The organism is Leucobacter sp. Ag1, from assembly GCF_000980875.1.
Classification (GTDB): Bacteria; Actinomycetota; Actinomycetes; order Actinomycetales; family Microbacteriaceae; genus Leucobacter; species Leucobacter iarius.
In genome coordinates this window covers 1-12,078 of the sequence record NZ_LAYO01000093.1, presented here as the reverse complement: position 1 = coordinate 12,078, position 12,078 = coordinate 1, and the positions used below count along the sequence as shown (strand labels likewise).

Genomic DNA, 12,078 nt, shown 5'->3' with positions numbered 1-12,078 from the left:
ACCTCTCCCCAGCAGAAGGCCCAGCATGAACACGCAGCCCCAGACCGACTCGACGGCGATCTCACCCGAGCAGGCCCAGTGGGTCGCGCGCCTGTTCTCGACCACGGCGGACGCGATCGAGCAGTCGATCCACGGCAAGCGCCGCGTGGTCGAGCTGGTGATCGCCTGCGTGCTCGCAGGAGGCCACGTGCTGCTCGAGGACGTGCCGGGGACGGGCAAGACGGCGCTCGCCCGCGCGCTCGGCGAAGTCATCCAGGGCTCGTTCTCGCGCGTGCAGTTCACCCCGGACCTGCTGCCGAGCGACATCACCGGCATGTCGGTCTTCGACCAGCGCGCGGGCGCCTTCGAATTCCATCCGGGCCCGATCTTCGCGAACGTCGTGCTGGCCGACGAGATCAACCGCGCCAGCCCGAAGACCCAGTCGGCGCTGCTCGAAGTGATGGAGGAGGGCCGGGTCACGGTCGACCGCACCTCGCACGACGTCGGCAGCCCGTTCCTCGTCATCGCGACCCAGAACCCGGTCGAGCAGGCGGGCACCTACCGGCTGCCCGAGGCCCAGCTCGACCGGTTCATGGTGAAGACCTCCATCGGCTACCCCGACCAGGCGGCGATGACCCGGATCCTGCAGGGCGACCGCTCGCATCAGCAGCCCCTCTCACCGGTCGTCACGACGGGCATGGTGACCCAGGCGCAGGACCTGATCAACCGCGTGCACGTCAGCCCGCTCGTCGCCGAGTACGCGGTGCGCCTCGTCGAAGCCACCCGTCGTGCGAACGAGGTGCGTCTCGGCGCGAGCGTGCGCGGTGCACTGTCGCTCGTGCGCCTCGCCTCCGCCTGGGCGGCCGCGAGCGGTCGGCACTTCGTCACTCCCGACGACGTCCGCGACCTCGCCATGCCGGTACTGACGCACCGCCTCGTGCTCGAGCCCGAGGCCGAGTTCGACGGGGTGACGGCGGCGCAGGTGCTCGGCCAGATCCTGCTCGACGTCGCCGCACCCCAGGAGAACGGCTCGGTGTGAGACAGAACACCTCACGCGCCCCGATCTCCGACACCGGCACGGCGACCCGGGGCAGCACCAGCACGCGCTTCGGCGACACCCAGCGCTCGACGGGATACCTCGGCGCGGGGCGCCGTCGCGCGCGCCGCTGGTGGCGCCGCAATCGACGCCGCATGCGTCGGACGGTCGAGACCATCACGCCGACCGGCTACTTCGTGCTGGGCGCCGCGATCCTCTCGCTCGTGCTCGCCGCGACCCTCGGTTGGATCGAGGCCTGGTTCGTCGCCGCGGTCTTCGGCGTCCTGCTGCTGCTCGGCCTCCCGTTCCTGCTGGGATCCCGCGCCTACCTGATCCGCATCGCCGTCGACCGCACCCGGGTGACCGCGGGCGGGCGGGTACGCCTCGGCATCGAGGTCGAGAACGCGGGTGCCCGGCCCGCGCTCCCCGCGACCGCGGAACTGCCCGTCGGTGAAGCGCTGCGCGAGATCGCGATCCCGTTCATCGGACCGCACGGCGAGACGACGATCCCCGTGGAGATCGCGACGACCGCGCGCGGAGTCATCGGCGTCGGGCCGCTGAAGCTCGCGCGCCGCGACCCGCTCGGGCTCGTGCGCCGCGAGATCACCTGGCGCGACCGCCACCTCATCCACGTGCACCCGCGCACGGTGCTGCTCCCGCCAGGGTCCGTCGGACTCGTGCGCGATCTCGAAGGGGCGTCGAGCCGCCGGCTCACCGACTCCGACCTCTCGTTCCACGCCGTCCGCGAATACGTGCACGGCGATGCGCTCCGACACGTGCACTGGAAGTCGACCGCGAAGACCGGCACCCTGATGGTGCGGCAGTACGAGGAGTCCCAGACCGCGCGGGCCGCGATCCTCTTCGACGCCGACCGCACCTCCTACAGCGACGACGAGGAGTTCGAGCTCGGCGTCAGCGCGGCGGCCTCCCTCGGCCTGCTCGCGGTGCGCGAGGGCCGCGAACGCTTCATCGCCTCCCAGTGGGCCCCCGGCCGGATCCGCCCGAGCATCGACGGGCTCGAAGAACTGCCCGCGCAGACGCCGACCCAGCTGCTCGACGCCTGGGCGGAGCTCGAAGCCGCCGAGGATCCGCTGCCGATCGAACGCCTGGCGCGCCACCTCGCCGAGTCGCGGCGTCCGCTCTCGATCGTGATGCTCGTCACCGGATCGGTCCCCGACCCGTCGCGCCTGCGTCGCGCGGCCGCCGCGTTCGCCGAGGACGTCGATGTGCTCGTGGTGCGCTGCGAACGGCTCGCCGACCCCGCAGCCCGACTGTTCGACGCCGGGACCATGTTCACCGTCGGCGCGCTCGACGACCTGCCGCAGCTCATGGTGCGCGGAGGCTTCGCGTGAGCGGGGAAGCGCGGTCCGCCTCGCGGCGACGCGCACGACGTGCCAACGCGTCGAGACGACCGTCCGCGGCGATCTCGCTCGGCGCGCTGCTGCTGAGCGCGGCCGCTGCCGCGCTCGGTGCCGCCTCGGCGATGCCGATCTACCGGACCCCGCAGGTCTGGCTGGTGGCGGGGGTCGGCTGGGCGCTCGCCGCCGGGATCGTGTGGTGCGGACGCCGGTGGGGCTGGGGCCTCATGACCCCGGTGGCGCTGATCGTCTCGTTCGTCGCGGCCGTCGTGCCGCTCGCCGTCCCCGGCGCCTTGTCCACAGGTCCCGCCGGCTGGGTGCGCGGGCTGAGCGACGGTCTCGCCTCGGTCGCGCTCGGCTGGAAGCAACTGCTCACCCTGACGCTGCCCGTCGGCAGCTACCAGGCGGTGCTCGTCCCGCTGCTCGTCGTCACGATGGTCACCACCGGGGCGATCGTCGCGCTCGCGCTCTCCGGGCGCCGCACGGCCCCGTTCGCGGCGCTGCCCGTCCTCGTGCCCGTCCTCTTCGGCGTCGTGTTCGGCGCCTCTCAGGTGAGCGCTCCCCTCGGCCTCGGACCGCTGCGGATCCAGGCGCCGAAGGAGCTCGCCCTGTGGGCCGGGGCCTGCGTGATCGGTGCGGTCTGGGTCGCGTGGTCGTCCGGCATCGAACGCCGTGCTGCGCTCAGGCTGGGCCGCCTCGGCCAACCCGCGGAGCGCTCCGGCGGGGTGCGGCGCAACACCGCGATGCGCGCGCTCAGCGCCGCGGTGATCGCGGTCGTCGCGCTCGGGGCGGGGGCGCTGATCGCGCCGGCCGTCGGCGCGGACCGCACGGTGCCGCGCGACAGCATCGACCCGCAGCTCGTCGTACGTCAGCAGACCAGCCCCCTCGCCTCCTACCGGTCGGCGAAGCGGGACGACGAGTTCGAACGGACCCTGTTCACCGTGTCGGGGAACGGGACGCTGCCGACCCGGCTGCGCATGGCCGTGCTCGACGATTACGACGGGGTCGACTTCTTCGTGGACCCGGGCGGGGACGGTCGGTTCACCCGGTTCCCGAGCGGCGACCCCATCGCGGAACCGGCCGAGGTCCGGATCCGGATCGACGGCTACCGGGGGATCTGGCTGCCGGTCGCGCCACCGCTCGCCGAACCGCCCGCCTTCCTCGGGCCGCGGGCATCCGAGCTGAGCGACAGCCTCTACATCAACCGCGGCAGCTGGGCCGCGATCGCGGTGCCCGGTGGCAGCGGTCTGCGCGCGGGCGACGAGTACTCGGCCCGGATGAGCACCGCCGGCGACGTCAAGCCCGCCGAGCGTCCCGCAGACGCGAAGCCGCTCATCGACCTCGAACGCACGCCGCAGCTGAAGCGCTGGCTCGACGAGCAGCGGCTCCCCGCCGACCGCGACGGACTCCTCGAGGCCATCGACCGGCTGCGCCAGCGCGGCTACCTCAGCCACTCGCTCACCGACGGCGAGGGCGAACGGAACTGGATCGCCGCGCTCGCGCCGCAGTACGGCACGCGCTTCGTGCCGAGCGCCGGCGGGCATTCGATCGCTCGGATCGAGCAGCTCTTCCAACAGCTGAACGAACAGCAGGCGGCCGCGGGCGAGACGAGCGACGAGCGCGCGCTCGTCTCGGGCATCGGCGACGACGAGCAGTTCTCGGCCGCAGCCGCGCTCATCGCCCGCGCCATGGGCTACGACTCCCGGGTCGTGCTCGGGGTGCGGCTCGGTGGCGAACGGGCCGGAGTACCCGGAGTCCCGGCGTGCGCCGAGGCCTGCACCGGTGAGAATCTCGCCGCGTGGATCGAGGTGCGCGGCGACGGCGGCGACTGGGCCCCGATCGACACGAGCCCGCAGGTCGCGATGCCGCCGGTCACGCTCGACCGCGGCGAGCAGCTCCCCGAGTTCCCGACGGTGCCCGAGGACCGCAATGCGACGGTCGCGGACCCGCCGAGCGGATCGAGCAGCGACTCCACCGATCCCGTGCCCGACCCGCAGCGCAGCAGCTTCGCGGCGCTCTGGCCGATCCTGAAGGGCGTGGGGCTCTCAGCGCTGGCACTGGCGCTGCTCGCCCTGCCACTGCTCTTCGTCCCCGTCGCGAAGCGGCTGCGCGTCCGCCGCAGGCGGCAGACCGCCGCCCCCGAGGTGCGCGCGCTCGGCGCCTGGGACGAACTCGTCGACGGGTACGCCGACAGCGGCGCCGCACCCCGATCCCGGAGGAGCCGCCGCGACATCGCCGAAGAGCTCGGGGTGCCCGGCGGTGACTGGGCCGCCTGGACCGTGGACCGCGCGGTCTACGCCCGCGAGGGCATCGGCGACGCGGAGGCCGAGCAGGTCTGGGCCGTGGTCGACGAGGCCCTGCTCGAACGGCGCCAGCGCATCGGGTTCTGGGGGCGGATGCGCGCGCGGTTCTCGCTGCGCTCGCTGCTGCCCGAATCGCGTCGCGCACGGGCCCGGCGCTCACGACGACCGCGCGGAGGGAACCGACGATGACGGAAGAACGCGCAGGAGCCGGAACCGGCGCCGGCCCGAGCGGACTCGGCCCGGGCGCCGGCCAGAACGGCGAGGACGAGCTCGACGCGACCGTGGTCGCGCCGCGCGCCCGCATCGCGGCGGAGGGCGCGGGACCCGCCGGAGCATCGGCAGAACCCGCAGAACCCGCAGAACCCGCAGAACCCGCAGCGCCGGCGGCGCCGGTAGAACCGGCGGCGCCGGACGACGCGACGATCGTGGCGGCTCGCCCGCCGCGGAGCGCGGGCCCCGCTCCGGTGGGCGACGACGATGGGACGATCGTCGTCGCGCGGCCCCCGCGATCCGATCAGACGCCTCAACCGGATCAGGCGCCGCAACCCGATCGGACGTCGCGGTCCGCGCCGATCGGGGAGGACTCGGGGCGGTCGACCCGCAGCGGGACGGCGAACCCGGCACCGCCCATCGAGGAGCCGTCCGCGGGGCAGCTGCCGGCCGACGTCGTCGCGCGCATGTTCAAGTCGCCGCTCGACGCGAAGCTGCGGATCCCCGACGCGCCGACCCCGCCCGAGGAGCACACCCTGCCGCGGCGGGGCGTCGCCCCGGGCATCCCGGTCCTGAGCCCGGTGCGGAGCCTCAGCGAGGCGGACGCGAGCCAGGGCGGCACCCTCTCGGAGCGTTTCGGTCCGCCGCCGGCGTCGGTGCCGGAGCCGCTCTCGGCCGAGCGTGACGGGCTGCGTTCGACCGCTCGCGCGAACCGGCGCTTCGGGCTCGGCACGATCATCGGGCTCGGCGTCGCGGTCGTCGTCTCGGTGCTCGGCCTCTGGGGGGTCGCGGTCCTCGCCTTCGGCTAGTCAGGCCGCGGTGCCGCCGTCCCGCCGTCCCTCGCCCGGGCGGCGCCGGGTCCGTGCGGCCAGCGCGAACACCGCGATGAGACCTCCGGCACCGAGGACGAGCGCCGCGACGAAGGTGATGTCGTCGGCGCGCGTCTCGTGCGCGGTGACCCGAGTGGACACGGAGGCGCGTGCCGCACCGCTGGTGTCGACGAACGGACTGACCGGGCCCCGGGTGCTGCTGCTCGGCCGCAGACCGAGGGCCGCGGCCGGTCGGATCGTGCCCCAGCCGATCCGGTCATCGCGCGCGTCGGGGTCGGGACGATCCGCCGTCGCCTCGAGCCGGTAGGCCCACTGCTGCGGGGTCTCGCTCGGGTAGGCCTGGGCGACGAGGGCCGCAGCACCCGCCGCGTAGGCCGTCGCGAAGCTCGACGATGGGGACTCCGTCGCGTAGCGGCAGTCCCCGCCCTCTCTCGATGTGGTGAGCACGTTCTGGCCCGGGGCCGCGACGTCGATGTGCGGTCCGTGGATCGACGAGGCCGTGGCGAGGCCGGTGGGGCCGACCGCCGTCACGGCGAGCGCATCGGGATAGGCTGCCGGGAATCGAGGCGAATCCTCGGTCTGCTTGGTCGTGTCGCGGTTGCCCGCGCTCGCGACGACCAGCGCGCCGCGCGACGTCGCGTAGTTCGTCGCATCGCGCAGCGCGGGGGTGTCGACGTCGTCGCTGAGTGCGACGGTGATCACGCGTGCGCCGCGGTCGGTGGCCTTCCGGATCGCCGTGGCGATCCGTCCGGCGTCCGGTCCGAGGCCCTTGTCGATGCTCTGCTGGCTGTCGTCCCGGAACACGCGCAGCGAGATGATCCGTGCGTCGGGCGCGATGCCGACCACGCCGGAGGTGGGGCTGGGGCGAGCCGCGATGATCCCGGCGAGCGCCGTACCGTGGCCCTGGGAATCTCCGAGCCCGTCGGAGCGCTCGCCGTCCGAGATCAGCGATTCGCTGCCCCGGGCGAAGGCGCCGGTGAGCTGCGGGCGGGAGGCGTCGACCCCGGAGTCGACGATCGCGACGGTGATGCCGGCGCCCGTGTACCGTCGTCCGTCGGCCGGGAGCCCCATCTCGGCGAACGCCACGGGCGGTCCGGGCAGGCGCGCCATGACCCCGATGGTGCACTCGTCCGCCGCCGACGCCGGAACGGGTGCCAGCGGGGACAGCACCGCCAGCGGGGAGGCGGGTCCCGTGAGCGCGGTGCCGAGGATCGGCAGCGCGACGAGCGCGGCGGCGATCCTCAGACGGGTCTGCTTCCGGTCCACGCCGCGGTCCTACTGGCCCTCCGGCGTCGCACCGGCAGCCTCGGGCGTGAGCGCCGGTCCCGCCTGCAGCAGCTGGAGCCACGGCGCGGGGAGCACGTCGACATCGGTGCTGCGGTAGCCGAGCCGGGCGGCACCGGTCTTCACGGATCCCGGGATCGCGTACGCGGTGCCGCTGCCGTCGACGAGGGTCAGCGTACCGGCCGAGCCGCCGCGCACGAGCGCTCCGCCGTCCTTCGCCACGGTGACCTCGGTGCTGCCTGCCGCCGCGTCAGAGGAGGCGTTGCGCGATCCGCCGGCCGCGGCGAGGACCGTGCGCTGATCGGAGCGCTCACCCGCGAGCGTGGCGCAGGGCGCCGAGACGCCGGCGAGCGGCACGAGACCGTCCTCCGGCCAGCCCTCGGGCGCGACCGGATCTGCCGTCGGCAGCGGTGCGATCTGGGCCGGGCTCAGTTCGACGGGTTCCCCGAGCGAGCCACCGCCGGGCCCGGTTCCGAGGCCCAGGCGGTAGAGCCGATACGCCAGCGGGCTGAGCGGGGCGAGCTTCCCGTCGCCGGTGAGCAGGTACTGCTTGGCTTCACTGGTTCCGGCGGAGTGGATCACGGATCCCGCGGGCAGGCCGACGCCGGCGACCGTGCCGCCGCCCGCGCGCACGATGGGGGAGAGGTCGTCGCCCTTCGCGAAGAGGGCCAGCCATTCGCCGCGCACCGGGACAGGGGTCGCGGTGTCCAGGCCGATGGCCCGGAGCACAGCGGTGCGGTGCTCCGCCGGAACGAGCAGGCTGGTGCCTGCGGTGACCACGTAGGTCTTGCCGTCGGCCTCGACGACGATGCCCTCCGCGTCGCGGGCGGCGGTCCGCGGCTGGCCGCCGACGCGCACCTCGGTGGTCTCCGCCGTCGAGCAGGCGCGCCAGCCCGTCCCGTCGAGGGCGCTCGCCTTCGGAAGCGTGTCCGGTGCGCCGAGGATCCCGAGCGTCCCGCCGATGGGGATCCCGTCGAGGGACTGCTGCTTGACGCTGATGATGGCGAACTCGTTCGCGGGGATCAGCATGCGCGCGCTGACCGTGTTGATCACGGGGTGCAGGGTGCCGTCGACGCTGACGTAGCGCGCACCGGTGTCGCTCGCCACGATCAGGCGGTTGTTCTGCCAGCCGCTCGGGAGCGAGGGTTGTTTGAGGCCGATGAACACGCCGGCGAGGATCACCATGGCCGTGAGCGCGATGCCCGCGAACACGGCGCGCAGCGGCTTGGCGGGTTCGAGCTCCTTACCGCCGGGGGCGCCGCCGACGAACGCCGAGAGCAGTCGCGCCTTGCTGAAACTCTGCGCCTCGAGCAGGTCCTTCTTGGTCGCCATGCCTACGCGAGCCCAGCGGTGAGTGCACCGAGCGGGAGCAGCAGCGCCAGCAGGATCACCTCGACGGTGTCGCCGAGCGCGGTGAGGCGCATGCGGACCCGGGTGCTGAGCAGGGTCAGCCCGGTGACGATGCCCGTCGCGACCAGCAGCGCGATCAGCAGCAGGGGCGCCTGCTCGCGCTGGTCGAGGATCGCCGCGAGCCCGCCGACGGCGAGGATCGCGGTCCCGCCGGCGAGGAGGACGATGACGGAGGCGCGGCGTGCGGACTGGCGGGACTGGAACATCAGCACGGTCCCGCACGTCAGCACGAGGATCGTGCCGATCCAGCCCGAGCCCGAGACGAGGGGTGCGGCGATCAGGACAGAGAGGGCGAAGGCGACGCGCAGGGCCACGAGCAGCCGATGCCCGGCGTCGACCCGGGCGGCGACGCGCTCGGGATCGATGGGCTGCGGCGGGTCGAACATCTCGAGCTCCGTCGTCGGCGAGATGACCCGGATCCGGGTGCTGCTGAGCGTCAGCCAGGGCAGCGCGCCCGCGAGCAGCCCGGCGCACGCCACCATCACGGCGTAGGGCCCGGTCGGGTCGACCCCCGTGAGGCCGACGATCCCCGCAGGCAGGCCGACCGCGATGCCGAGCGCGATCGGGAGCGCGAGGATCTCGGCCGGTTTCGCCGCGAGCAGGAACGCCGCGCCGCCGCCGACGATGCCCCCGAGTCCGGCCGCCGCGAGCGGGAACCCCCAGAGGGATCCGCCCGGGACCAGGAGGTATCCGGTGAGGCCGGCGAATCCCGCTGCGGCGATCCCGAACGCCAGCCCGGCTTCCGGCTGGGCCAGCCGGCCGAGCGCGGCCGTGAGGGCGAGCAGGACGATCGTGCCCGTTCCGGCGATGATCGCGGGCAGGAGCGAGCCCGCGGGCTGCAGGGCGAGCATGATCGCGCTGAGGCCGACGAGGGTGAGGCTGATCGCGACGGCCGTGCGGGCCGCGTCCTCGGGGCGCCAGGCGGCGTGATGCGCGGAGGTCGCGTCGACCACCGCCTCGACCACGTCGTCGTAGCGACGCGGTACCGCGACGAGCTGGCCCCGGGTCAGGGTCAGGATCTCGCCCTGGTCGATGCCCTGCGCGATCGCGCCGCGGGTCGGATCGAGCTCCGTGCCGTCCGAGCGGGTGAGTCGATAGCCTCCGTGCAGCAGCGTGGCGTCGAGCACGCCGAGGCCGCGGGCGACGCCGGGGAGCACCTCGAGCAGGGGGAGGCGCCCGGGCACGGCCAGGTCGATGCGGCGCTCGGCGTGAACGACCGAGAGCCGCACGACGGCACTCGGGTCGACTGCCTCAACGCTCACGCGTACCTCCTGTGTGATGTCGACACGAAATCGGCTGCTCCGCGCGCAAGTATCCTAACCCGGTTTCTCGGGCCGGATGGCGGGGCGGGATCCGGTTCCGGCATACGGATCCGGCCCCGATCCCGTCGGACCCGACGCTACACTGAGTCGCGTGACCGACCCCATGCCGCAGTTGCGTCGCATCGTGATCGATGTGGCCGGACGGCGTCACGACCTCGCGATGCCGCGCGGCGAGGCGCTCGTCGGGGCTCTCGCGTCCATCGGCGTGCACCTCGGGGCCGGCTCCCGGGTCCAGGGACCGGACGGATCCCCGGTGGATCTCGGCACCCCCGCCGCGCAGCTGCTCGAGGGCGGCCTGTACGCCGTCGCCGGACCCGCGGCGACGCCCGCCCGGCGGATCGACCGCGCGACGGCCGGCGGATCCGTGAACCCGCTGCCCTGGGCGCTGGTCGGTTTCGGGATCGTCGCCGCGATGCTCGCCGTCGGAGACGAGCGGCTGCGGTGGCCGACGGCCGGCGTGCTCGCGCTCGCCGCGCTGGTCTCGATGGTGTTCGGCGTCGCGCGCGGCGGAACCGGCGACATCGGCGCCGCCGCCTCCCTGGTGCTCGCGGGGATCGGGTCGTGCCTGGGCGCGCTGACGATCCTCGTGGACGCACCGGTGCTCGCCTTCGCGGTCGCGGGCGCGGCGATGGCGGTGCTCGCCGCCCTGCTGATGGTCGTCGCGCGGACGGCGCGCGCCCGCGCGGCGGCGGCCCCCGTCGTTGTGATCGCGGCGCTGTTCGCGGCTCTGGCGCTGACCGGCCCGATGCTCGGATGGGCGCCGAATCAGCTGCTGATCGCGGCGTCCGCGATCGCGGTGGTCGGCATCCGGGCCGCGCCCAGCCTCCTCGTCGGCGTGGAGCCGGGCTATCACATCGACTACGGCCGTTTCATGGTGCTCCGGTGGACGGTGCGGGGCCGCGTCCCCGTCTCGATCGACCGGATCGACGAGCAGCGCGTGCGCGAGATCGTCGCCGCAGCCGAAGCCCGTCTCGACTCGGCGATCCTGATGCTCGCGGTGCTCGCCGGGGCCGGGCTGCCCGCCGCGGCGCCGGCGCTGGTCGGTCCCGATCCGGTCGCCCGGATCTCCGCGATGGTCTACGTGCTGCTTGCGGTGCTGGCGCTGCTGCTCACCTCCCGGCGCACGGCGGCGCCCGCGCTGCGCATCCCGCCCCGGGCCGCGGCGGTGATCGGGCTCCTCCTGCTCGCAGCGGTCGTCGTGCCGCAGGCCTCGGCGGCGGGAGCCGCGATCGGAGCCGGCGCGCTGCTGTTCGCCGCGCTCGTCGCCGCGGCCGCGGTGCTGCCGCTCGCGCGCGGCGAACGCTCGCTCGGGTGGTCGCGGACGGGCGACATCGTCGATAGTCTCGCGATCGCACTGGTGCTCCCGGCCGGACTGCTCGCCGCGGGCACGTTGGATCTGCTGCGAGGGGTGCTCACCTGATGTCCGATTACACGCCGAATCCGGCCGGTCCGCGTCGGCGCTCGAACCCCGTGCAGGCGCCCGTATCGCAGACCGCTCAGCAGACCCAGCGGACCCGGCAGCGGCTCGCTCGGGAGGCGGGGCGCGACGCCGCGGCTCCCCGCGGGAGCCGGCCCGATCCGTCGGCCCGTCTCTCGAACGCCCTGGCGCGTTCCCGTGCGTGGGCGCGTCCCGCGAGCACCGGCGCTCGGATCGCCGCGTTCTCCATCGATGCGGCGGTGACCCTGGTGATCGCGGCGGTCGTGGGCGGCCTCACCCGCAGCGCGCTGCTCGGCGTCCTCGTGCTGCTCGAGGTCGCGGTGATCCAGCTCGTGCTCGAAGCGCGCACTGGCGCCACGCTCGGCAACCTCCTGCTGCGGCAGCGCACCGCCCGCGACGACGCCCCCTTCTCGCCCGGTGTCGGGCGGAACCTCGTGCGCGGCCTGATCACCGGGGCCGCGAGCCTGGTCGCCCTGATCGGCGGGTGGATCGTGGTCGCCACGAGCGCGGCGGATCCGACGCGCATGGGGCGCAGCTGGGCCGACCGCGCCGGGCGCACGCTCGTCGTCCGCGTCCCGTCGGAGGCCGAGCGGGAGGCCTGGTCGCGCAACGCCGAGGTGTGGGCGCAGAGCGCGCCCGTGGCGGAGGCCGCGGTGCCCGCCGCCGGTGCCCACCCGCCTCAGCCGGTCGCGACGGCTCCGGCCGTTCCGTCCGCGCCGATCGCTCCGTTCGCTCCGGCGCAGCCGGCTCCACCCGTCGCGCCGCACGGGGGTGCGGCACCGGCACCGGCACCGGCGTCCGCTCCGCTGCCGGCCGGGGTCGTCGCGGTCGACGCCCCGATCGCTCCCGCGCCGCCGAAACCGCAGATCGGTGAGATGCTCGTGCTCTCCTTCGATTCCGGGCACCGG

General features: G+C 74.4%; 9 protein-coding genes. 6 read left to right on the top strand and 3 right to left on the bottom strand.

The annotated features are described in order from the left end of the window. Window positions 1–25: 25 nt before the first annotated feature. Genes XM48_RS08030 through XM48_RS08015 form a run of 4 tightly spaced genes read left to right on the top strand, consistent with a single transcriptional unit; the run spans window position 26 to window position 5,695 of the window. A complete protein-coding gene (locus XM48_RS08030; protein WP_046455294.1) occupies window positions 26–1,018 on the top strand; it encodes a MoxR family ATPase in 993 nt (330 codons plus the stop codon). Continuing rightward, window positions 1,015–2,367, top strand: a complete 1,353-nt coding sequence (locus tag XM48_RS08025; RefSeq protein WP_046455293.1) for a DUF58 domain-containing protein — start codon at window positions 1,015–1,017, stop codon at window positions 2,365–2,367. Before XM48_RS08030 ends, XM48_RS08025 begins: the two co-directional genes overlap by 4 nt. Continuing rightward, complete coding sequence (locus XM48_RS08020) at window positions 2,364–4,865, top strand: DUF3488 domain-containing protein (RefSeq protein WP_046455292.1); 2,502 nt, start codon at window positions 2,364–2,366, stop codon at window positions 4,863–4,865. The genes XM48_RS08025 and XM48_RS08020 overlap by 4 nt, the downstream gene beginning before the upstream one ends. Beyond that, a complete protein-coding gene (locus XM48_RS08015) occupies window positions 4,862–5,695 on the top strand; it encodes a hypothetical protein (RefSeq protein WP_046455291.1) in 834 nt (277 codons plus the stop codon). Before XM48_RS08020 ends, XM48_RS08015 begins: the two co-directional genes overlap by 4 nt. Here the strand turns inward: XM48_RS08015 and XM48_RS16930 are convergent, their stop codons facing one another. The 3 genes from XM48_RS16930 to eccD are packed head-to-tail and all read right to left on the bottom strand — an operon-like array spanning window position 5,696 to window position 9,672. Next, on the bottom strand, window positions 5,696–6,982 hold the full coding sequence (locus tag XM48_RS16930) for a S8 family serine peptidase (protein ID WP_052961376.1): 1,287 nt from the start codon (window positions 6,980–6,982) through the stop codon (window positions 5,696–5,698). Between the two features lie 9 nt (window positions 6,983–6,991). Beyond that, window positions 6,992–8,332 carry a type VII secretion protein EccB gene (gene eccB / locus XM48_RS08005; RefSeq protein WP_046455290.1) on the bottom strand — a complete coding sequence of 447 codons (1,341 nt, stop codon included), beginning with the start codon at window positions 8,330–8,332 and terminating at the stop codon, window positions 6,992–6,994. 2 nt (window positions 8,333–8,334) lie between these two features. Continuing rightward, a complete protein-coding gene (eccD, locus tag XM48_RS08000; RefSeq protein WP_046455289.1) occupies window positions 8,335–9,672 on the bottom strand; it encodes a type VII secretion integral membrane protein EccD in 1,338 nt (445 codons plus the stop codon). Window positions 9,673–9,823: 151 nt separating this feature from the next. On the opposite strand from eccD, the gene XM48_RS07995 reads away from it, so the two are divergent. Continuing rightward, entirely contained in the window at window positions 9,824–11,152 is a 1,329-nt protein-coding gene (locus XM48_RS07995; protein ID WP_046455288.1) for a hypothetical protein, read from the top strand. After that, window positions 11,152–12,078 (top strand): RDD family protein (locus XM48_RS18645; RefSeq protein ID WP_046455287.1); only part of this gene is annotated, 927 nt, incomplete at its 3' end. The genes XM48_RS07995 and XM48_RS18645, both read left to right, overlap by 1 nt.